Origin of the sequence: Leptotrichia sp. HMT-225, assembly GCF_030644325.1 — a bacterium.
In the GTDB taxonomy this organism is placed as follows: Bacteria; Fusobacteriota; Fusobacteriia; order Fusobacteriales; family Leptotrichiaceae; genus Leptotrichia; species Leptotrichia massiliensis.
The window spans coordinates 56415-80589 of sequence record NZ_CP130323.1 but is presented as its reverse complement, the minus strand read 5'-3'; the positions used below and the strand labels follow the sequence as shown (position 1 = coordinate 80589).

Below are 24175 nucleotides of genomic sequence, written 5' to 3'. Positions count from 1 at the left end.
AAAAGAGGCACAGGCCTCTTTTATTATTGTTTTTTTCTCAACTCTTCATTATCTTTTTTAGCATCTTTAATTGTACCGCCTTTTCCACTATGTCCACTCCAATATTTGCTCATAGGATTTTTTCTGCTTGTTGTTGGAATATATGCCACTGTTGCTCCTTTTCTAGCTTTAATCTGTGCTATATAGTCTTGCGACTGTTTTTCAATTTTTTCAAATTCAGTTTTATACAGTGCCTTTATTTTCTCTCTTCTCTCTTCGCTGAGCGCTTTAAGTTTTTTAGATATTTTTCCGTTAAATTCATATAATCCTGCAAATTTAGGATCATTTGAATAGCTTTTTGACCCATACATTATAAGAGAGCTCATATTATTTTTTTCTCCCAGAGATCTTTCTATAAGAAATTTGTTCATTGACAATGTCAAATTATGAGATGCTATTATTCTGTTTATCATATAGTCATTTAAAGGTTCCCATTTATAGTCAGAAAAAGCTATTTCATGTATTCTTTGCAGTTCTTCTGTCAATTTAGCGGCATCATTTGCTGAAGAATAATAACCGTTTGCAGCATTTGCAATTTCTTTCAGCACTTTATTCTGATTGGCATCCACATTAAACCCTATTATTCCTAAAACTATATCTGTATTTTCATTTTTAAATTTTTTTGCAGTTTCAACAGGATTGCCGTCGCATGTTTCGATTCCGTCCGTAATGATATACAGGATATTTAATGTTTTTTCACCTTTTAATGCTTTCAAGTCATTTGCTCCGTTTTCAATCGATTTTGCTATGGAAGTCCATCCTGTAGGCTGAATAGGAGCTAAAGAGCTTTTCAGCTTATCTTTATTTAAAGTTTCAATCGGTGAAATCAGTTCATTGGCGGAACATGATTCCTGTTTTTTACTTGCCGTATTGTCGCCCTTATGGCCAAAAACCCTCAGTCCTACTTTTGTGTTTGCAGGCATTTCGGAAATAACTTTCTCTATAGATTCCTTTGCGATTTCCATCATTGTTTTATCGCCTATTTTCTGTTTCATTGAACCGCTGGCATCTAAAATGATTTCAAGATTGACATTCATATTTTCTTCAATTTTTTGTTTTGTAAAAGGATTTACCATGTCGTCCTTGAAGATTACATATGAAAATCTGTCAAGAGTTTCAATCGGCTCATAATCATAGCCTGCTATGTATAAGAATTTCTTGAAGAGACGTTCGATTTCTTCATCAGAAGCATCTTCACCTAAGGCAGGTTTAATTTTTTTAAGTTCATTTTGAACATTTTCTCTCCAGATATCTGATTTTTTTACTATATTTTCTTCATAAGTATCAGGAAACTGGTAGATTCCAGGTGCCGCATCTACTATTCCCTCATATGTGTAAACAATATCAGGCAAATCCCCGTTAACGCCTTTCCCTTTTTGGAGTTCTTCTTCTGAAAGCTGTTTTTCTGATTCCTTTTTCTTGTCTTCCTTTTTGTCTATATCTTCTTTTTTATTGAAGCAGGCTGTTAAGACTAAAAGTGCAATACTTAAAATTAATAATTTTTTCCATTTGTTTCTTTTCATGAAAACCTCCTAAAAATTATAGATTTTTAATTTATTTATTATAAGTATACCACAAAAAATATAGAATTGACTATGCAAATAACAAATGCTATAATAAGGCAGATTTATTTATATTATTTAGGAGGTATTATGAGAAAAAATATTTTAAGAAGTTTGTTATTGCTTGCAATTTTGTTATTTGCAGTTAGTTGTGGTAAAAAGAATGATACAATTAAAATTGTATTTTTACCTAATGAAACTAATGATTCGTTGAAAAAGTCAAGAGAAGAATTTGCACGGGTTGTACAAGAAGCGACTGGGAAAAAGGTTGAAATTGTAACAACTACAGATTACAATATTACGGTTGAAAATATTATTTCTGGTCAGTCACAAATAGCTTATATTGGAGCTGAAGCGTATTTGAATGCTAGACAGAGAACTAAGGATATTGAGGCAGTGCTTACAAATGCAGGAGAAAGTGGAACATTGGAAGATGCACGTTATTACAGCTTTATTGCAGTAAGAGAAGAAGATGCTAATCAATACCGTTCTGGAGATGGATTTGACTTGAAAAAATTAAAAGGTAAGTCTATGGGATTTGTTACAAACAGCTCTACATCAGGATTTAAAATACCTGCTAATTATATTGTAAAAGAGTTTGGGCTAAAAAATACAGATGAAGTGCTTGGAAATAAAGTATTTTCAAAAGTTATGTTTGGAAATTCACATCCAGGAGCACAAGTTTTATTATTTAAAGGAGATGTTGACGTTGCAACATTTGCTATTCCAAAATCATTTACAATTTATGAGCTGACTGCTGGAAAAGATTTTAATTCAGGAGCTACATATAAAGTGAAAAAAGGAGCAGTTGCACCATTTGGGGATTATGCTGGAAAAAGCTTTACAGTTATAAAATCAATACCTGTTTACAATGGGCCAATCGTATTTAATACAAAAACTTTAGCAAAAGAAGATCAGGAAAAAATCAAAAAGGCGCTTTTAGCTAAATCAACAACTGACAATCCACACATTTTCAGTGATAAGAAAAGTAAAATAAGAGGACTTTTCTTAAAAGAAAACCCAAATGTTGGATTTGTAGAAACAAATACAGCTTGGTATGAAGGAATGAAAGATATAAAATAATAAAAATCGAGGGAAAAATGCGTTTAGATAAATTTTTAAAAGTAACAAGAATTATAAAAAGAAGAACAGTGGCAAAAGAGCTGGCTGACAATGGAAATATCATTGTAAACGGAGATATAAAAAAATCTTCATACGATGTGAAAAAAGGCGATATTTTTGAAATAAAGTATTTTAACAAGAACATAAAAGTAAAAGTACTGGATCTGCCGCCTGAAAGTCTAAAAAAGGAATTTATTGATGAATATATCCAAATAATTGACTAATTATTTTTCGTTTTTGTAATAAAAAAATAGTAATTTTGGTATTAGATCTTCAAACTAAACTTAAAGATTTTAATTATTTTACTTAAATTTTAAATAATTTTATTATCAAAAAGTTTGATTATGAATTAGCTTTATAAGCTACATAAAAATACAGTAAATATTGTATTTTTATTGATGTCTTCACTTGTTTTTTTTAACAAATGAGGTATAATTATAATGGAAAATATAAATTACAAAACAAGGAGAAGACTTATGAAAGTTACTGATATTCGTATTAGAATTGGAAAACAAACGGAAAACAATGAAAGATTACGGGCGTATGCTGACATCACATTTGATGAAAGTTTTGTGATTCATGGATTGAAAATAATTGACGGGCAGAATGGACTTTTTGTAGCAATGCCTTCAAGAAGAATGCCAAATGGAGAATTTAAGGATATTGTTCATCCTATAAAACCTGAATTAAGAGCCGAAATAACACAAGTTATTTTAGAAAAATTTGAAGAGGAAAGTGCTGCTCAACCTGACGCAGAATAAAAAATTGAAAAAATTAAAAGTACACCTAAAAATACTAAAATTATATATACATTAATACTAATATCAGTGGTGTACTTTTTTCTTGCCTATTTATTTTTCAAAAACGATTCTATTATTTAACATTTCTACCGCAATTTTATCTTTTATTTCTTTGTATAACTGGCAAATATAGCAAAAATTGTAAAAATATCATTGTAAGAATAAGAACAATGTCATATAGCCAAATTGGATTTATAAACTTTACTTGTGGGATAATGTGGCTTTTTAAAAACATTGCATTTATCTCTTTAAATATCCAGTTATAAATGAATGCGTAAAGGAATATTAGCAGCAGTGTAATTATTGACTGAAAAAATCCTTTTTTTGTAGGCTTGTCATTTAGATATCTATAACCAAAAAAAGCTGTAAAAACAATAAGAGCGTGCATTATCATAAAAAGATAAACATAATAATTATCGTGATAGTATATTATTCCTGGTAAAATTAATGCTAATATTGGTCCAAAAGTTAAATAGTATACGGCATTATACAAAAATTTTGTTTTAAAAATCAAATATAGCCCTGCAAAAATTGCTGCAAAATTACAAAGATGTACAGGTGTTACATTAGTTATCGGCTCATTTTGATACATTAACCTGTAAATCGAGTCAACTAACTTAAATATTAATAAGAAATATCCTAAAAAAGTTGAGTACTTATTTATATCCAAATTTTTGAAAAATTTAGGAATATAAAATAAAAATATACAAAATAAAATAGATACAATAAAAGTTTCTATATGAATAGGACTAAAATAACTAAAAGTCAAAAGTTTCTCCTTTCTAAATTTCCATTTGTGAAATTAATTATTGGTTATTTTCTACATTTAAGAAAATTATACTTGCCAGGATTTTTTTATAAATTTCAAATATTCCAACTAAAATTCTAGAGACAATAAGAATAATTATTACTGTCATAGCTGCATTTGGTGATTTTAATACAGTTACTGAAGCAGATGCCATCAAAAAAGATGATATTATAGCTGAAATTATATTTATTAAAAATAAAGGAAGAATAATGCTAACTCTATTGTTTTCTAGTAGTTTTAGATTTCTTTCAAATGCAGTTGTCAGGTTTATATTTCTTGATAAATATATTTGTCTAAAAAATGCTGCAAAGTATGCAATTAAAAATATAACTGCTATACCTATCGGTCCTAAAGATTTTGTAAGATTACCTATAAATGTCATTGCTATAGCTAAAATTATAGACCTTAGTAATATATCCTTTCTTGTCAATTCGTTTTTTTTGTCAATTCTATTAATAACGTCATTTTGGAATAAATTCAAAGCATATTCTATTATTATTAGAATTAAAAGGTTCATCAACACCTCCATTGTTGGTAATTTTGGAACTTGTTGAGTATGTACAGCTTTTATCGTAGTAACAAATGAATTATGCATTATATAACCATTAAGTGTAAATAATGCTATAATTGAAGGTAGATATTTTCTATCTGTACTTAACAATTTCTTAAAAACTTCAAAAGATTTAAGATAATAATCTTTTTGTGTTAAATCTTTATTTTTTAATGATTCAGTTATTTCTTTCATTTTTACCTCATTTCTATTTTTATAATGATTTTTTAACCAAACTTAACTATGTAAGTGCCTTTACCAATTATTAGGTTAATAAAATTAGTTATTTTTTAATATATCTCTTAACTAGTTCACTTTTTATTTCTTACGTTCAAAGTTTTATTTAAAACTTTGTAATGTTGATTATTGCTTTGCTTGTGAAAATATCCAGTCTTTTATCCCAGAAATACTGTAAGCAATTTTCCAAGTTCCTGAATGTTCTGATCCAGAATTAGCATCTTTTGACAAATATGGGTTTGTTCCTTTTTCAAGTGTTGTATATTTGATATTTGATTTTTGAGCTATAACTTTTCTTGCACCTTCTAAAAATTGTTCATTTGTGTAGTCGGCTTTCCAAGTATCTCTTGCCACAGTTGCTCCTCTTTTAATAAGTTCACTTGTAATAGTATTCATACCTGGATAAGCTTTTTCATCTCCAGTTGAAACCATTATCCAAAGATTATTTTTTGCCATAGGAGTTACTTCCTTTTCATTCCATTGGCAAGCTACTAAATATGAAGCAGCAAATAGATCAGGATATTTAAAGTTCATAACAATTGCCATCATTCCTCCCATTGATTGCCCTGTTGCATATAATTTTTTTTCATCAATACTATATTTTGAAAGCAAATGATCTTTTACAAGATTGACAGTTGCATCTAAATCGCTTGTAATATCGCCATTATCATTCACAACTTGTCTTGAATATTGTGGAGCCAGTACAAATGCCTCGTGTTTTGCTTGTTCCTCAGGAGTAGCAAATGAAATAGCACCATTTCCCTGTAATAAAGTAGCTTTTGTATCTTCACTTAGAACACCCATATCATGCATAAACAGTACAAGTGGATATTTTTTATTTTTGTCATAATTTTTTGGAATGTACAAATTATATTTTACTAATGTTCCTGTTTTTGGATCTTTGTATTCAAATTGTTTAAAATTTTCGACAACTAAATTTTTTGTTTTATTATTTTCAAGTATTGCAATGCTTTTTTCCAATTTTTTACTATTTGTAAATAAAATATCTTCCTTTTGTGTAATACTCGATGTCGCTTTTTTCATTTGAAACCCAGTTCCTGGTCCTCCTTCAATACGAAGAGAAGCTCCTGCATCCTTAGGATTTAATTCAATAATTACATATTTTCCGTCTTTTACGATATTAGTTCTTTCAGGACGTGTGTTTGAATATACATTTTCCACATTTCGCCCAGCTACTGTGAAAGTATTTTTAGTCAATTGAGAATTTACAACTTTTTCGTTAAATTCCACAATAATATGTGTAACTTGTTGTCCTGTTCCAAATACTTCTGTTACAGATGTTACATTTCTAATACCTTTAGGATATTTTATTTTTTCCATTTTAAATGTTGTAGTTTCTGCCGAAAAGCTCACCATAGATAATAACATCCCAAATATTGTCAAAAATAATAATATTCTTTTCATAGATACTCTCCTTTTCTGTTTTTTATTATTTTATGCTGCTTAAAAATTAAAACCTTTTATAAATTTTACCACACTTTTTTGTATTTTTCTACTGTCCGAAATGTTGCTTTTTAAATAATGCTATTTCACAATATTTAAAAAATCTTTCTTGTTTACTTTCATTACAACAAGATTATCAGCAGTATCTTTCTCGTTATTTTTCCCTTTCGGACTTACTGTATCAATAGTTCTTACTACTTTTTTCATTTCAATTCTTTCATTTAATTCATTTTGCTCTGCTTGTGCATTTTCCAAAAAGTACAGTTCAAAATGATTTCTTGTTTCGAGAATTCTCTGAATTTTATATTTTTCAGCAAATAATTTTAATTTAATGCTTAAAATAAATTTTTTCATCTGCTCTGGAATTTTTCCAAACCTATCTCTAATTTCATCAAGCAAATCAGTTAATTCGCTGTCTGTTTCCAGCATTGCAAAACGTTTATAGATATTTAGCCTTTCATCCTTTTCAATATATGTTTCCGGAATAAATCCTCTTTCATTTAATATAATTTCCACATTTTCAATTTTTTCGACAAACTCGCCCTTTTGCCTACGAATTTCCTCATTTAGCATTTTTATATATAAATCATATCCAAAAGTTTCAATCGTTCCATGCTGCTTATCTCCCAAAATTTCCCCAGCACCACGTATTTTCAAGTCTTCCATCGAAATTTGAAAACCTCCTGATTTTATTCCTTCCACTTTTAGCATGCTTTCTTCCTTTTGACGTCCCTGCTTTGTAATATTTCTAGTTTTTAATAAATAACAGTATCCTTGTCTATTGCTACGTCCTACACGCCCTTTCAGCTGATACACCTGCGATAAGCCTAAACCAGTAAAGTTTTCAATCAAAATAGTGTTGGCATTTCCCACATCAATTCCATTTTCAATAATTGTTGAAGCAATAAGAATGTCAAACTGCCCATTTTCAAAACGCAATAACTTATCCTTAATTTCCTTTGGCGGAAGCTGTCCATTTATAAATTCGATTTTTACAAAGTCTGGAAGCATTTCCTTCAGTTCCTTCAATTTTTCCTTCATATTTTTTACATCGTTGTAAATATAGAAAACCTGCCCATCACGTGACAGTTCACGCAGTATCGCCATTTTTATTGTTTCCTCATCCCAATCGAGAATTTCTGTTATAATGGGAAGTCTGTTTGTTGGAGGTGTGTCAATTATGGAAATCTCCCTAATTCCAAGCATCGCAAGATTTAATGTACGTGGAATCGGAGTCGCAGTTAATGTCAGCACATCCAGTTTTTCCCTTTGAGATTTTAACTTTTCTTTAGCCTTAACGCCAAATTTTTGCTCCTCATCAATAATTAAAAGCCCTAGGTTCTTAAACTGCACGTCATCGCTTAGAAGCCTGTGAGTTCCAATAACTAAGTCAATAATTCCGTTTTTTAGATTTTTTAAAATGTCCTTGGATTTACTTTTCGTAAGCCGTGATAAATTCTCAATCGTAATCGGATAATTTTCAAATCTTCTTTTAAACCGTTCAAAATGCTGTTCTGCAAGCACCGTAGTTGGAGCTACCATAACAACCTGCTTTCCATTGTCAATCGCTTTGAATGCAGCTCTCATCGCAACTTCCGTTTTCCCATATCCGACATCTCCACACACAATTCTGTCCATTATTTGCGGACTTTCCATATCCTTTTTCACATCATTTATGGCATTTCTCTGATCTTCTGTTTCTTCAAATGGAAAATTCGCCTCAAATTCCTCCTGCCACACAGTATCCTTTTGATACACAAAACCATTCTGGCTTTGCCGTCGTGCCTGTATTTTGATAAGTTCTGCCGCAAATTTCTGAATATCTTCTTCGAGTTTTTTCCTTTTTCGCTTAAATCCACGTGTTCCAAGCCTGAATAACTGCGGTTCTGTATCATTTGACACATATTTTTCAAGTCTATCCAGTTTTTCCACAGGAATATACAAAATGTCCTCATCAGCATACTTGATTTTCAAATAATCCCGCTCTTCCATTGTCTGAATTCCTTTATAAATTCCAACACCATATTGAACATGAATTACATAATCGCCTTCGATTATCTGATTAACCTTTTTATATTTTATAGCTTTTGCCGTTTTTTTCTTTCGCTCGTAAATATATCCGTCAAGCTCCCTGTCTGTAAGCACAATAAAATTATTTTTTCTATTTTTATTATCTGGATTTTCTGAATTATCATTAAAGATAAATCCTTCAAACAGCTCATATTTTTCAATTTCCAGATTGTTTTCTTTTTCAGTCAGAATTTGTCCAAATTCAGCCATTTTCTTCTCATAGTTATTCGTAAAAATATAAATATCTTCAATTTTTGACAATTTTTCAAGCCTATTTTTATCCCTGAAAGTCTCAATCTGTTCCTGCGAGAAATTTTTAGTTTGAACAAAAATGCTTTTTTTCTTCAGATTTTCATACCTTTTTCGATAAGTTTCCTCACGGCTTCTGTCAAGCAAAATAAACTCTTCCATTTTATAGTCCAGCAATTCCTCATTTTCAATAACAATCGTTACATCTTCCGCCCTTAATTCGTCAATAAGTTCTATCAATTCATAATTATTTCCAGAAAGTAAATTTCCAAAAACCTTTATTTCTTCCATCTTTTCCACAGAAATCTGGCTATCAATATCAAAAACTCTTATACTTTCCAGTTCATCACCAAAAAACTCGAGTCTAACAGGATGTTCCAAGTCTGGTGGGAAAATATCAAGAATATCCCCACGTCTGCTGTACTGCCCCTTTTTTTCAATCAAATATGAATTTTCATATCCATTTTCCACAAGAAATTCCACAATTTTTGAAAAACTGTATTCTTTCCCAGTTTCAAAAGGAAAAAACTTAACTTTTTCAAAAAATATATCCAAAGTAATCTGTAAATTTACAAATAAAATAAATTTTTCCTGATTTTTTAAAATATCCAGCAGTCTTATATTTATTCCTGTAATATCTTCCTTATTTTGTGAGATATTTTCAAAAATATCAATTATTTTTTCATCTTCCAGTTTCTTTTTACTTTCTTTAATATTTTTTTTACTAGTTTTAGATTTTTTCATTAAAATATCTTGTTGTTTTTCTGACATTTCATAATAATTTTCAAGCATTGCATGATAATTTTCCAAATTTCTGTTGGATGTGGAAATATAAATTATTTTTTTCTTTTCTGAACATAATAAAAACCACGGAATTGAACCGCGGTAAAAATTATTTTCAGATTGTAAAATATCTATTTTTTTATTTTTTAATTTTTCTATTTTATTTAAAAAACTTAAATTAAAGTTCATAAAAAGCCTTTCCTATTTTTATCTGTTGTTGTACAATCGCCATATTCCATAAACTACATAAATATAAACAATATATGGCACAAATCCAAACTTATGTAAATATGAAACAGCGAAAGCAAGTAAAACTATAATAATCGCAAAACCAAGCCCCTGTATAATTTCTGCAAACGAAACTGCTTCATCACCAAAAACATTTGGTTTAAATATCGTGTTTATTGGTCTTGTGAAAGGATTTAAAATTAATACGGAATAAATAATTGCTTCAGTTTGAATTCCTAAAAACCAGAATATGATTGTAGAAAGCCCAGCTAAAAATCCGAAAAATACTTTTCCAAGTCCATGTCTAGGAGTAGTGAAAGTATCTGTCAGAACGAAAATACCCATAAAGATAATTTCTCCCAAAGTAGTTACAACATTAACATTATTGCTTGAAGTAATATAATATCCAAAGAAAATAGTAACAAAAAACGATACTGGTATATGCCAAGTCATTTTTGTTCGATAGATTAAATAAATCGCTCCAATAACCATTGCAGCTATGGAAAGTTCTCCTATTATTCCTCTATTTATCAATACTAATGAAGCTAATCCTGAAACGTTATCGCTGGCGATTCTCATACCTTCTGCATCAGTCCAGGCTGGAGAATTTGGTGCAAGAACAGCTGGAAAGAATGTAAATACAAATAATTTTCCTAAAATCACCGGATTAAAAATCTTTTTATCAGTTCCTCTATATATAATTTTTCCAAATATTGTTGCCATTGCTCCTGCAAATGCTGCCACATAAAGTGGTGTAAATGGTGCAAGCACAAACCCTGTCAAGGCTCCTATTGTAATTCCAGAAAGTTCTTTCAAAGAATCTCTATTTTTTTGTATGAAAAATGAAAATATTATTTCTGCTAGTTCAGCTGTAATCACAGATGATAAAATCACTAAAATAGGGGTTATTTCATAGACAAAAAATGCTACAAGTAACATTGGAATTAGAGATATTAAAATATCTATATTTATTTTTGTCATATTTTCTTGTAACTCTTTTTTCTTACTTCTAAACATATTAAATTTTCACTACCTTTCTTATCTGTATTATATGTTTTACCTAGTTTTGTAAATGTATACTTAACTTTTTAGATTAATTATTAATTCAAATTATATTGAGATACTTATTCCGATGAACTTGAATCTCCTCCACCTGACGAAGATGATCCTGAACTGCTGCTTCCACTACTACTTCCATTAGAACTTCCACTTCCTGATGATTTTGGAGCAGAATCTTGAGATTTAGATGTTTTTTCTTGTCCAGCAGATGAAGAAGAAGTATCTTTTAGACGGCTGTGTTTTGGTGCTTTAGCTATATTTTTGTTATTTCTTCTGTTTTTTCTATTTTCTTTTTTACCATTTTCTTTACCACCATCATTAAGTGCAAATGCTGGATTTGTTGTATCCGAAGAAGCTACTTGTGTAGGTTGTGTTGGTGTATTAGGTGTAGGTTGTACAACAGTTGGCTGAGTTTGAGTCGGATTTGCTGCAACTGTTGGTTGTTGTGAAGTTGGTTGCTGTACTGCTTGTTTTTGTTCATTCTTTTTAGTTTCAATTTTTGCAGTTTTTTCTTCTTTTATGTCTTTTATTCTATCGCCAACTTTTTTTGTTTCGTCTTCAAGCTGTTTTACCAAATTTTTAGAATTTTTTGAATCTTGGCTTCCAAATGCTACTAATACTATTGACATTAAAAATAAAATAATTCCTTTTATCTGTTTCATTTTTCTTCTCCTTCTTTTTAATTTTTTTAGCAAAATATAATTTTAAATCTACTAGTAACCCAATTTTATTAATTTTTTTTAGATATATCAAAATTTTTATTATATAATGCTTTGTAAATTCCATTTTTGCTTAATAATTCATTATGGTTTCCTATTTCTTTTATTTCACCTTTTTGTATTACTACTATTTTATTACTATTTTCGATTGTTGTCAACCTATGAGCTATAACAAATGTAGTTTTTCCTTTCATAAGTTTTTCAAGTGCATCTTGAACCAGTTTTTCAGATTCATTATCAAGTGCTGATGTAGCTTCATCTAAAATTAAGATTTGAGGATTTTCCAAAATTGCACGTGCAATCGCAATTCTTTGTTTTTGTCCACCAGATAATTTGACACCACGTTCCCCAATTTCAGTATCATATCCCTCAGAGAGATTTTCAATAAATTCATGTGCGTTAGCTTGTTTAGCAGCTTCCACAACTTCCTCGAAAGTAGCATCTTGACGGCTATATTTTATGTTACTAAGTATAGTTCCTGAAAAAAGGAAAGTTTCCTGTGGTACAATCCCTATTGCTTTTCGTAAACTTTTAACATCATAGTCTCTAATATCAGTTCCATCAATTTTTAAAGAACCACGAGATACATCAAAAAATCTTGGAATCAAATTTACGAGTGTAGATTTTCCGCCACCAGAATTTCCCACAAATGCAACAGTTTCACCTTTCTTGACGGTTAAGTTGATATCCTTTAATATTTTTTCAGGATTGTCTTTATATTTAAAATCAACATTTTCAAAATTTATATCATTTGAAAAATTTTCAAATTTTACGCAATTTGGATGATTTATGATAGACGGAACTTCTTCCAGAATTTCAGAAACCCTTGTAATTGAGGATAAATTTACACTTATTGCGTTAAATCGAGTTATAGCACGTCTTGCAGGCGTATACATTGATGAAATTGCACCTACTATTGTGATAAAATCTCCTGCAGTAAAGTTATGAGCCCTTAAAACACGATAACCTCCAAATAATAACAGCAATGCTACAATTATATAATTCAAGGCTTCCATTATTGAATTGGCTTTTGCATTATATCGGGCAGTTCTGATAGCAATTCTCTTTAGATTTATATTTTTTTTGTTAAAATCCTTTATTTCAGACTTTTCTGTTGCAAATGCCCTTATAATACGTATTCCAGCCAATGTTTCCTGTAATTTTGAATTTAAGCTGTCGATTGCTTCCTGTCTGTCCTTACCGGAACGTTTCAGTTTTTTTGCATATCTTCTGACGGTTATTATTAAAATGGGAGTTACAATCATTACCCCAAGTGTCAAGTCAAAATCTACGTAAAATGCTATACCCATACAGACTATTACTTTTATAACTTCGGGTATCATATTGAAAACTTCCAGTATAATGGAATTTATATTACTGGGATCTGTCATTACCCGTGTCATCATATCCCCTATTTTTTTCCCTGCAAAATATTCCATATCCAAAGTTTGTATTTTATTGTAAATATCAGTAACAATATCTTTATAAATAGATGACGATATTACCGTTGAGAAAATAGTATTCCAGTACATCAGTATCGCACCAATTATAGCGAGCATTATCATTGCTCCAGCCGCATAAAGAATATCCTTTTCATTTTTTCCTGCAATCCCCTTGTCAAACAGCCTTTGTATAAGCATTATTGGAGCGGATGAAACAAGAGATGACATTGTTGCCAACAGAATATTCAGTATAATTAATATATAGTATTTTTTTATATATTTTTTCAGTTTTTGAATTCCTCCAAAATCTAATTTTATATTTTTCATATGTTTAATTTGCCTTTCGTTCTTTACTTGTATGTAAAATTATTTTAAAAGTGAACTTACATTTTACGTCAAGTTATGATTTATTATTCTTTAAGTTAGTTCAATCTTTTTAGACTTGAATAAATTTTAAATCATTTTTTATTTATTTTCAGATTAATGTTTTTTTACAAAAATATTTCGTAATTTTCTGTAATATGCACCGCTACCATCAGTCAATTCCCTTTTAAACTCATCAAAACTCTCAAAGTCATCTCCGCTTACACGGTAAATCCAATTTTTATTAAGTTTTAAGGAATTTACGCCTTTTCTAGTAGTAATAAACACATCGACACCTAGTTTTCTTATATCTTCACGGTTTCCTTTGTATCGGTGTCCCCAAGGATAAGCCAGACAATCTGGAGTTTTTCCAAGTTTTTCTTGAATAATCCTTTTATTTTCCAGAATTTCAAATTCTACATTTTTTCTAAATTCTTCTTCACTAATTTTGTCAAAAAATTCATTTTGCTTTTCTTTAAACAATTTATTCAAAAATTCCTTTTTTTCGTTTTCAGATTTATTATTTTCCTGAAGTTGTGCAATATTTCGATATTTTTGTACAAAATCCTTCTTTGGTCTGTATCCAGGAATTGAAATTTTACTTCTTAATTTGAATACAGGAAGTCCATTTAACTTTTCCATATCTTTTTTTTCATCATAATTTCCTTCAAAAAATAAACTATGACTTTCTCTTTTAAAATATGGCGAACTTTCATTATCATAAAAAGCAAGTACTTCAATATCCTTTATTGTTAATTGATGCGAATGTGTATGAAGCTGAAAATCAATCAATCCGCTTTGATACATTTCCTTAATCTCGTCCCAATTGAGATAAGCCTCATCTTCTCCAATAAATTTTGTATTTAAAAATATTGTTGCTTTCATATTGTATTTTTTTAAAATCGGAAAAGCCAAAGTGTAATTATTTTTATATCCATCATCAAAAGTTATTAATATTGAATTTTGTGGCAATGTATAATTTAAATTCTTTAATTCTTCCATTTTAAAAGTTTTTTTATCTTTTATCCATTTTATATGTTCTTGAAATTCATCTACAAAAATTCCACCTTTCCCTTTTTCATTGTCAACACTGTGATACATAAGGCACAAAACGAAATTTTTTCTAGTTTTGTTGTAAATAATAAATACTAAAAATATTAGACCTATTATTAAAAATAAATATATATATAACATTTTTTCCTTCCTTTTCTATTAGGAATTATGATTATTTTACTAAAAATTATCTTGATTTAACAAAAATTATAAAAAAACCATTTGATTTAACCATTATAAAAATTAAATTATAAATAAAACTAAAATATTAGAAGTTTAAATAAAATAATCTTAACTTTATATTTAATTTATTACAATTTTTTTCACCTATATTTTATACGAAATATAAAAAAATAACAACTAAAAATTGAAAAAATATTTGTTGAAAAATGATTAAATTTTTCCTTTGAATTTCAAAATTTTAGCTCGTATTTTTTTTATTAGCCTATCAATTTTAAAGCTAAGTACAGTATTTTTTCTATTTTTACTAAAATGGACATGCCTTTTATTTCCAATATGAGTTACATATGGCTCTTTAAAAAATATTGCCTTAAATCCATGCTCCTTATAAAAATTTGATAAAACTTCTTCGTATCTCTGGTTTTCTAATTTTTCATGTAGTCCAAATAAATCCATATCTTTTTTTCTTCTCAAAGCTGGATTATAAGTAAAAATTTCTCCTTTTACATTGTAATATGTTTCACCAGTTTTTGAAATATAATCTTCATCATAGAAAAAATCCTTTGCGAAATCTGCTTTATCCCGTAATCCTATAACTAAAATTTTTTCATCTTCTTCCAAAAGATTGATTGATTTTTCAATAAATCCCTTTTTTAAGAATCTCCAGTCATCTTCACAGTGAAAGATGTATTCAGTATCAATTTCACGGTAAGCTTTGTCAATGGACTTTAACTGTCCTAGTCGTGCTTCATTTACTATTAACTTAAAATTTTGATTTTTATTATTGTATTTGGAAATTAGCTTTTCTAGCTTTTTACCTTCTGTGCTGTCCTCAGTTATTATAATTTTTTTGATTGGATAAGTATTGTATTCAAAAAAACTATCAAGTGTTTCCTCCAGCAAGTCGAATCTTCCGCAGCTAGTTATTACCAGCGTTACTTCCTTCATATCTATCAAGCCCTTTCTTAGCTTTCGTTTTTTTACTTTCTATTGCATTTGCCAAGTATTCGTCATTTTTTTTGAGTCTACTTCTATCATTTTCATTATGATATAAATGGCAAGTCAAAGCCTCAAATTTTAGCTTTTTCTTTTTACATCCTATATTAAATAGCCTTACAGCAAGTTCACTATCCTCTCTTCCCCATCCTTCGATTTCTTCTTCAAAGCCATTTACTCGAATTAAGTCTTCTTTAAAGAAAGACATATTGCAAGAACGGATTCCTCGTAAGTTTTTATCTACCTTTGTAAAAATTTTAGAAAGAAATTTGCTTCTCACCATATTCATATTGTTTTTTAGACCTTTAGTAAAAAGGTTTATTTTTTTGCCTTCCATCATTTGTTTTGCAACAGTTGGCGAAGTTATAACTCTTGAACCTTGAATAAAGCATTCTTTTTGCATATTTTTTATATGATCTTCAACAAAATGTCTATTCAATACCAAGTCTCCATCTATTATTATTATATAATTTCCTGTTGCCTTGTTTATTGCTCTATTTCTTGACATTCCAGCTCGGAATCCCTTATCTTCTTGCCAAGAATGAATAATATTATTTTTCGGATAGCTTTGCTGAAATCTTTTTACCAAATCGATAGTTTCCTGTTTTGAACCATCATCGGCAATGATTATTTCTTTCGGAGAAACAGTTTGGTTTAATGCACTGTTTAGGCACATTTCTAGAGCCTTTGGCCAGTTGTATGTAGTAATAACAAGGGATGTGTCATTTCCTAAATGATTATAATATTCTTCGCGTAATTTAGTATATTTTGTCATTGTATAAATCGAACTGTATTTAGCGAGTAAATACCCTTCATAACCATCTAGAAAGCCCAGTTGTAAAATATACATCTTTATAAATCTAAAGAGCATTTTAGAATATATTTTTATAAAACTTGGATTTTTTCCTTTTTTTATATATTCTTTTGCACTTTGTGAAGTATACCGGTTCAATTTTTCCAAAAATTCTTCGATGCTGTCGTATGTATAATGTATTATCATTTCGTGTATTTTTCCTACTTTACTGTCAGTTTGGTACTGTTCATGAACTTCTCTATCACTTATTTTAACTTTACCATTTTTCCACAACCTGATTACATAATCATCCCAACCCCCAAATCTTATTTCTTTCTTGAATGCAATGTTTCGTAATTTTATTTTGTAAACTTCATTTGATGGATTGTCACTATTTATAATAGATTTTATTTTTTCTTTTAATTGTTGCGAAATTACTTCATCAGCGTCTATTAACAAAATCCATTCGCCTTTACATTTTTCAAGTACAGAATTTTTTTGAGATCCGTAACCTTTCCATTTTTCAGAAAATACTTTTGCACCTTTTGAAAGAGCAATTTCTACGGTTTTATCAGTACTTTCACTATCAACAACTATTATTTCATCAGCTATTTCCCTTACCGAATCTAGAGTTTTTCCAATTCTATTTTCTTCATTAAAAGTTATTATTCCTACCGATAATTTCATCAGCATTTCTCCTATTTCGTATTTTTTATTCTTTAAATAACAGGCAAGCTAATCTGATTATATAAATCATCAAACAGTTTTTCAAAATTCACATCATTAATTCGATTTTCAGGATAATCAATTAATACATTATTTTCTTCTTTTATACGCCATTTATTTTTATTGATTTTAGGTCCGTAAAAAGCCATTATTTTTTTATCTAGCCCTTCAGCAATATGTAAAATTGAAGTATCTAGTGAAACTACCCAATCACATTTTTTTATTATTGATATTGAATCAAGAATTGTTTTTGATTTTTCAAAAAATAATACATTTTTATTATCAGTTCTTGCAAGTATATTATAAATTGTTTCTCTGTCGTTTGGAGAGTCGAGTATTATAATTTTATACCCTTTGTACATTTCAGTTAATCTTTTTATTATAATGAGAGCATTTTCAGCGTTTATTTTTCTGCCTCTTGAAGCCCCAAAAAAGTTTAAAGCAATTAATTTTTCCTTTGAATCATTTTCTTTTAAAAAGGTTTCGACATTTTTTTCAGATTCTTCAGAAATCGGTATATTATAGTTTGTATTTTTTATCTCAATATTTATACTTTTTACCATTTGTTTATAGATTTCTATCATTTTTAAAGTATTGTTTTGCTTTATGTTTTTGTTGTATATTTTATAGCCATTCTTATTGTACCCGACATTAACAGTTGCGTTTACCCTATTCAAAAGATAAACTTGCTTATATTTAAGTCCCTCTGTTGAATCAAATAGAACATCATATTTGTTTTTTCTTAATATTTTTACAACATCTCTCCATTCGTGCATTTTTTTTCTATCAAGAATGTAATATTTGTCTATATTTTTACTTAATTTCAACAAATTTTCCAAAGATTTATCAGCAACAACATCAATTTTTATATTAGGGTACTGCTTTTTAATTTCTCGAAAAATAAATGAACTTATTATATAATCACCAATTTTTCCATCTGTTCTTAAAAATAAAATTCGATTTATTTTTTCAGGCACTAAATTGATATCTTTTTTGTTTTTATCAAATATATGACTTAACATTTCATTTTTTTTATCAATCAGTTTATCTCTATAAGGCCTATAAAATTTCCAGTTTATTTTTTTCATTATATTATTATTCCTTGTATTGATACGTTTATTTACGTTAGTTTGAGGATAACGTATAATCCTTTGTTATAGTTAGTTTTTTAATATTTCTTCTATTTTATTATTTAACCATTTTATTGGTTCAGACAGTGAAAAATTATATGTCTGATTGTGGTTTCCACTGGTTTTTGAGATTACTTGTAGGCTATCAGTCGTTGTTTTAGGAGACCATCTGCATAAATTGTATTTATTGTTTGCGTAAAAGCTCAAAAGAGGTTTATTTAGTGAAGAAGCTATGTGAACTGCCCCTCCATCGACTCCGATTACTAAGTCAGCTGTCGCCATAAATAAAACATATTCTTTAATGTTAAATTTGTTGGATAAGGAAATGTCCAAATCTTTATTTATATAACTGATTAGTTTTTTATAATATTCTTTGCTTCCATCAGTTTTACCCATAATAATTTTAACATTTTTTATTTTATCATTTTCAATATTATTTAATATCTCAGCAATTTCTTCTGGCTTCATTTCTCTGTCGCTTCCTTGCGGAACTAATAAAATTTTTACTTTTTTATTATTATCTTCAACTTTTTGAGAATCATATTTCCAAAATTTTTCCATTTTTACAATATCTTTTTCCAAAAGTTTAATATGCGGTTTTTGTTTTTCTATTTCAAAATATTTAGAAAATTCAGAATTTATCAAATAATCTATAATATGCGTTTCAACAGGCGGAGTACAGTCAAAATCATAATTTTTTACATTTTTTCTGTTATAATAATGTCCTTCGTCACTTTCTCCAAAAATCATTGTAATTTTGGGACTTAATACTTTTTTCCAAATCATCCGCTTGGTATTTTCCTTACTCAAAAAATCCAAGAACAGATCCCACTTCTTACGATTTTTAATTACATCTTTACGTTTTACAATCCTGTCTATTATTTTTTCATTTTCATTGCATAATTTTGTAAATTCCATATTCCTATCGGTCACTACCATTCCTAATTTTGCATTAGGATACATTTTTTTCAATTGCCTTGCATAAGAAAAAGACATTAAAGTATCTCCAATGGAATCCTTTGGATTAAGCAATATAGTATTTACTCTCTTTAAATCAATGTCTTTATACTTTTTTTTCGTACCAAACAGCCATATTATTATCTTAGATTTTATACTGTTTACTATATCCATATATAACCTTTCCTTATATTAGAATCAATCACTTAAATTTTAATTTTTTAAAGCATTTTAACTGTGCCATTTAAATTGTAGAATATTAAAAGTTTTATTTAATATTTTCTATTAATGCTTGTAATTTTGCTTTGTTATTCTGTAATGAAAAGTCATCAGCTCTAACTAATGATATTTTTCTATAATTTTCATATTTTTCATCATTTTTCATTAATTCGTAAACCTCTTTCACGAATGTATCTTTATCGTTTAATGGAATCAATTTTCCATATTCACTATTTTGTCCCAATATATCCTTTGGTCCTGTAGGGCAGTCATACGCCACAACAGGTGTTCCCAAAGTAAGGCTTTCCAGCAGTACAGTTGGCAAACCTTCATATTTTGCAGTATGAACAAATAATTTTGCGTTTTTAAAAAAAGGATATGGATTTTCAATTTGTCCCAATAATACAACATCATTTTCCAAATTATATTCTCTAATTTTTTGTTTAATTAATTCGATTTTTTCACCATTTCCAATGAAATAAAGTTTTTCTTTTATGCCTTGCTGCTTTAACTTATAATAAATGTCAACAAGATGTTCAGGCTGCTTTTGTTCTGTCAGACGTGAAACTTGCAAGAAATAGTCCTGCTTTAAATAATTTTCATACTTTTTATCAATAGTTTCAGCTTTTTTACGAATAGCTTCTAAATCTATTGGATTGTAGACAAGTTCTACTTTATTTTTTTCCATTCCTAAAATTTCTACAAATTCATCTCTCATTGTATCACAGATTGCCAGTATCTTATCATATTTTTTATATTGTTTTTTATATTTTTCTATTTTGTCTGCACTTAGTTTCTCTCCAAAAGTAAGCGAAAAATGAATCCAGGCAAATACTGGCATTTTTATATCAAAATTATTATATTTCAATAAATTTGAAGAATAATCTATAACAACATCATATTTTTTTTCTTTTATTATTTTTTCGACCTTTTTCAAATAAGTTGCCTTTGCCCTTATTCGATAAATTTCTTTAATAAGTTTATTTTTACCATTATAGTTATCAAATAAGAATTTATAATTTACCTTTTTAGGAATTTCATTTTCAAATAAGTTATTTTCCCCATGATTCCAAGTTATAAGTAAATCAACATCGTAATTCAGTTCAACCAGATTTTTTAAAACGCTAAGTAAAACTCTTTCTTCGCCACCCATACTAAGATGTCCGTGCAGTACTAATACTTTCATTTTTTCCCCATTCTTAATTATATTAAATCCTTTTTATTTTATTTCATACATTTTTTTAAAATGTTCCAGAAAACTTCCTGCTGTATCCCGTTTTCCAGCGTCAATTTTATATGTAAGTTTGTGAATATTGATTCTTTTAGTTATTTCATCCAGCTTTTCCTGTGAAAATTTATCAAACCAAACTCTTATCATTTTGTGTGTTAATGTATCTGAGACAACTTTACATTTTTTATTCTTGTAATAATTTTCGATTAACTCAGTATACAGCACTTGAAAGAAAAAGTAATTTGGAGCTAAATCGTTATGTTTCCAGAAGATTAGCAGCATATCTAGTAACACCTTCAACATTTCATTATTTTTCTTTGCAAAAATTACGCTATTTAATACTCTGACTTTCATTTCATCATTCCACGAAAAATAAAAGTCATCATAATCTTCCCAGTCCTTTTTCTCTTCTAAACTAAGGCTGTCATCCCTTTGGAACATAAAATAGTCCATTTCAAAATATTCCAGCGGCAAATAGTCTGTAAGCAAGATTGTCGCATCAATCCACACTCCACCATAGTTAATTAGTAAAGCGAGTCTTATTATATCTGTAAAATGTGCAAAATTTATTTTTTTAGCTTCCAGCTTTTGTAAAATATATTCTGGTATTTCAAGATAATCGTTTATATTATTCATATCCAAGTGTATTACTGTGTAGTCCTTTTTATATTTTTGTACAGATTTATAGCTTATCTTCACTACATCAGGCAATTTTTCAAAATCCCATCCTTGTCCCCAGAACTGCCATATAATTTTTTCATTCTCAAATGATTTTTTAGGCTTAATTTGCTCTGCTTTGATACCTTTTGTAAAATATTCATTTAAAAGCTCATTCCAGTCTTCTCCAACCATTTTTTGAGTTATAAAGTAAACTCTGTTTTGGATTTTATTAAATAATTTTTTTGGCATCATTTCCTTGTATATGTATTTATATGGTTTTTGCCTTAATTTTTTGTTAAGTCTATCAAGTTTTGAAATATTAAATTTATAATTATTCATCTTCTATTTTCCTTTTCTAAATATCTTTTTCTAGTCTTATTTTTTTCATCCATAAATGATTTAGTACAAATATCAATATCGCTGCAGTAATAACCATATATTTGTTATTCAGGTTAATATCAGTAATTCCTTGTATTGCCCAAGCTGCTAAGGCAGTTTTTGTTCCAATTTCAAGTGCAATTAGTCTAGAATCGTAATTTTCACTATCTTTTGAAAAACTTATGCCGATTGCTTTTATAAGTATACTTATAAAGAAGATTACTAAAAAAGTAAATCCTATAATTCCAAAATCTAAAATGAATTGTAAATATGTACTATGGGTATGAACATAATAAATTTCCCATTCACTTAAATTATCAAGAAAATTTTTATACACATAATCTTTAACACCTATTTTTTCATAATATTCAAGGTTAAATACTTTTCTATCTTCTGCTTGCCAGCCAAATATGGGTTTTTGCTTAAATGCTTCTGCTCCAGTCTTCCAAAAAATGACTCTTAAATTACTAGATGGATCATTTTTATAGTTTACTATGTATTGTAATCTGTTTGAGATTGAACTTGGTAATACAAAATAACCTCCAAAACATATTAAAATTCCTATTAAAATATATCTTTTTCTTATTTTGTACAAAATGTAAAAAATTGTTGGTATTAGGCAAATATAAACCATTTTAGATCTATTTACAATAACCAAAAATAGTAACAGTACTGATAAAATACCTAGGGAAATTTTAATTATTATATTCTTCTTATTATCATTGTTTTTATAAAAAAATAAGAATGAGAGCAAAAATAAAAGTACCAAACACATAATGTTAGCAAAATCCTGAACAGTTAAAATAGCAGTAACTCTTGGATAAGAAAATCCTACTGGATGAGCCCATTCATCATAGTTTTTTATAAAATTAATGGTAGCTAAAATTGAAATTATTGTTCCACCAAATAAACATGCCTTCAAAAGATTCAAAACTTTTTTGGTGCTGCTTAAAAAATAAGCAAATGGAAAAAATAATAAAAATCTTAAAATATAATTATCCAATCGAGTGTTGATTCCACCATCAAAATGTGCTATTACAAATGGCATGAACACAAATAATAATAATATTATTGAAAATTTTATATCTATATTTTCCAAAAGTTTTTTTCTATTTTCCTTTAGAAACATACTAATAATAAATACTACTAGCAACGAAGGAATTAAAACATTATTTTCAAATTTTTCTGATAAAAACAGAGATATTCCAACTAATAAACTCAAGATATATCCTATTATATTTATAGTTACGTTAAATTTATTTTTCATATTTAATTATTTTCATCCTTTTTATATTTTTTAAATTCGTTTTATAATTTCATTATAAACTCTATCTACACTAATTAAAGGGATCCCTTTATAATAGTCTTTTTTATATTTATGCTGATTTTTAGGAATTATTACAATATTATTTTCATAAAATTCATTGTCTTCAATAACATTGCTTTTTTCAGTCCAAGGAAAAAATCCCAAAGCTCGTTTTCCTGGTCCAAAAATCCCAATTACAAATGGCTTTTCAAATCCGCTGGCAATATGAACTGGAGAGCTGTCATTTCCTACAACAATATCAGCTTTTGAAATCAATGCTCCAAATTCCACAAGGTTAATTTTCCCACGAAAATCAATAACATTTTTATCATTTGGAAAATTTAAAGGCAGTTCTTTTTCAGATTTTGAGCCAGTTATTCCAATAAAATAATTTTTATTTTTTTTCAATTTTTCAATAACTTCACGATATTTTTCTATTGGCCATATTTTTTCAGGTCTTTGACTTCCTGGTGCAACTAATATTAGTTTTTGTTCTTGATTTTCAAAATATCCATGATTTTTCAAAATTTTATCAATTTTAACAAAATTTTCTTTTGCAGGATAAATTCTAATCGGAATTTTTTCTCCTTTATATTCCACCAAATCAAGTAATCTTTCTACTTCGTGTTTTTTCATATCATAATGAATTTTTTTATTAACTAAAAAAGAGCCTGTCGCTACATCAAATCCAACAATATCGGGAATTTTTGCTAATTTTGCAAGTAATATAGATTTTATAAATCTATGTGGTATTACAGCATAATCATATTTTTTTTGTTTTAATATTTTTAATACTCTCAAAAAACCTTTTATTCCTTTGTCTTTTTCCTTTTTATCATAAAGCAGTATTTCGTGTAAATTAGGATTATTATTTATCACACTTTGATTTGTTGGTAATGTCAAATAATCTATTTTAGAGTTCGGATACATGTACTTTAATCTTTGTATCAAAGGTGTTGATAGTACAATGTCCCCTATAAATGCAGTATGTATTATCAATATTTTCATTTATTCTCCCTTTTATAAGTACCAATTTATTTACAAAACTCCT

General features: G+C 28.3%; 20 protein-coding genes. 3 read left to right on the top strand and 17 right to left on the bottom strand.

The genetic code is table 11. The features are described 5' to 3' along the window. Nucleotides 1-23: 23 nt before the first annotated feature. Nucleotides 24-1562, bottom strand: coding sequence for a VWA domain-containing protein (locus QU666_RS00340; RefSeq protein ID WP_021769832.1), 1539 nt, complete (start codon nt 1560-1562; stop codon nt 24-26). Nucleotides 1563-1691: 129 nt separating this feature from the next. On the opposite strand from QU666_RS00340, the gene QU666_RS00335 reads away from it, so the two are divergent. The 3 genes from QU666_RS00335 to spoVG all read left to right on the top strand — a co-directional run bounded on the left by QU666_RS00335 (nt 1692) and on the right by spoVG (nt 3484). After that, complete coding sequence (locus QU666_RS00335) at nt 1692-2684, top strand: phosphate/phosphite/phosphonate ABC transporter substrate-binding protein (protein WP_036071521.1); 993 nt, start codon at nt 1692-1694, stop codon at nt 2682-2684. Nucleotides 2685-2701: 17 nt separating this feature from the next. After that, complete coding sequence (locus QU666_RS00330) at nt 2702-2947, top strand: RNA-binding S4 domain-containing protein (protein ID WP_021769834.1); 246 nt, start codon at nt 2702-2704, stop codon at nt 2945-2947. 252 nt (nt 2948-3199) lie between these two features. Beyond that, complete coding sequence (spoVG, locus tag QU666_RS00325; RefSeq protein ID WP_036071523.1) at nt 3200-3484, top strand: septation regulator SpoVG; 285 nt, start codon at nt 3200-3202, stop codon at nt 3482-3484. A 136-nt stretch (nt 3485-3620) separates the two neighbouring features. On the opposite strand, the gene QU666_RS00320 is transcribed toward spoVG, so the two are convergent. The 16 genes from QU666_RS00320 to QU666_RS00245 form a co-directional block, all read right to left on the bottom strand. Next, complete coding sequence (locus QU666_RS00320; protein ID WP_036071526.1) at nt 3621-4292, bottom strand: TIGR02206 family membrane protein; 672 nt, start codon at nt 4290-4292, stop codon at nt 3621-3623. 37 nt (nt 4293-4329) lie between these two features. Continuing rightward, complete coding sequence (locus QU666_RS00315; protein WP_021769837.1) at nt 4330-5076, bottom strand: hypothetical protein; 747 nt, start codon at nt 5074-5076, stop codon at nt 4330-4332. A 168-nt stretch (nt 5077-5244) separates the two neighbouring features. Continuing rightward, nucleotides 5245-6543 carry a PHB depolymerase family esterase gene (locus QU666_RS00310; RefSeq protein ID WP_021769838.1) on the bottom strand — a complete coding sequence of 433 codons (1299 nt, stop codon included), beginning with the start codon at nt 6541-6543 and terminating at the stop codon, nt 5245-5247. 120 nt (nt 6544-6663) lie between these two features. After that, on the bottom strand, nt 6664-9873 hold the full coding sequence (gene mfd, locus QU666_RS00305; RefSeq protein ID WP_021769839.1) for a transcription-repair coupling factor: 3210 nt from the start codon (nt 9871-9873) through the stop codon (nt 6664-6666). 18 nt (nt 9874-9891) lie between these two features. Then, complete coding sequence (locus QU666_RS00300; RefSeq protein ID WP_232218463.1) at nt 9892-10893, bottom strand: RnfABCDGE type electron transport complex subunit D; 1002 nt, start codon at nt 10891-10893, stop codon at nt 9892-9894. Between the two features lie 143 nt (nt 10894-11036). Then, nucleotides 11037-11633 (bottom strand): hypothetical protein, encoded by a 597-nt coding sequence (locus QU666_RS00295; protein WP_021769841.1) that lies wholly within the window; start codon nt 11631-11633, stop codon nt 11037-11039. Nucleotides 11634-11701: 68 nt separating this feature from the next. Beyond that, nucleotides 11702-13459, bottom strand: a complete 1758-nt coding sequence (locus QU666_RS00290) for an ABC transporter ATP-binding protein (RefSeq protein WP_021769842.1) — start codon at nt 13457-13459, stop codon at nt 11702-11704. Between the two features lie 153 nt (nt 13460-13612). Then, the gene (locus QU666_RS00285) at nt 13613-14596 is read right to left on the bottom strand and encodes a polysaccharide deacetylase family protein (RefSeq protein WP_021769843.1); all 984 of its coding nucleotides are present in this window, start codon (nt 14594-14596) and stop codon (nt 13613-13615) included. A 345-nt stretch (nt 14597-14941) separates the two neighbouring features. Continuing rightward, the gene (locus QU666_RS00280; protein ID WP_021769844.1) at nt 14942-15676 is read right to left on the bottom strand and encodes a glycosyltransferase; all 735 of its coding nucleotides are present in this window, start codon (nt 15674-15676) and stop codon (nt 14942-14944) included. Then, complete coding sequence (locus QU666_RS00275) at nt 15648-17204, bottom strand: glycosyltransferase (protein WP_036071533.1); 1557 nt, start codon at nt 17202-17204, stop codon at nt 15648-15650. The genes QU666_RS00280 and QU666_RS00275 overlap by 29 nt, the downstream gene beginning before the upstream one ends. A gap of 32 nt (nt 17205-17236) precedes the next feature. Next, entirely contained in the window at nt 17237-18331 is a 1095-nt protein-coding gene (locus tag QU666_RS00270) for a glycosyltransferase family 9 protein (protein ID WP_021769846.1), read from the bottom strand. A 72-nt stretch (nt 18332-18403) separates the two neighbouring features. Continuing rightward, the gene (locus QU666_RS00265) at nt 18404-19504 is read right to left on the bottom strand and encodes a glycosyltransferase family 9 protein (RefSeq protein WP_021769847.1); all 1101 of its coding nucleotides are present in this window, start codon (nt 19502-19504) and stop codon (nt 18404-18406) included. Nucleotides 19505-19598: 94 nt separating this feature from the next. Then, complete coding sequence (locus QU666_RS00260) at nt 19599-20735, bottom strand: glycosyltransferase (protein ID WP_021769848.1); 1137 nt, start codon at nt 20733-20735, stop codon at nt 19599-19601. A gap of 33 nt (nt 20736-20768) precedes the next feature. After that, the gene (locus tag QU666_RS00255) at nt 20769-21779 is read right to left on the bottom strand and encodes a capsular polysaccharide synthesis protein (RefSeq protein ID WP_021769849.1); all 1011 of its coding nucleotides are present in this window, start codon (nt 21777-21779) and stop codon (nt 20769-20771) included. Nucleotides 21780-21795: 16 nt separating this feature from the next. Next, nucleotides 21796-23085 (bottom strand): O-antigen ligase, encoded by a 1290-nt coding sequence (locus QU666_RS00250; protein ID WP_021769850.1) that lies wholly within the window; start codon nt 23083-23085, stop codon nt 21796-21798. 30 nt (nt 23086-23115) lie between these two features. Continuing rightward, nucleotides 23116-24132: a glycosyltransferase family 9 protein gene (locus QU666_RS00245; RefSeq protein ID WP_021769851.1), complete on the bottom strand. Its 1017-nt coding sequence runs from the start codon at nt 24130-24132 to the stop codon at nt 23116-23118. Nucleotides 24133-24175 lie beyond the last annotated feature (43 nt).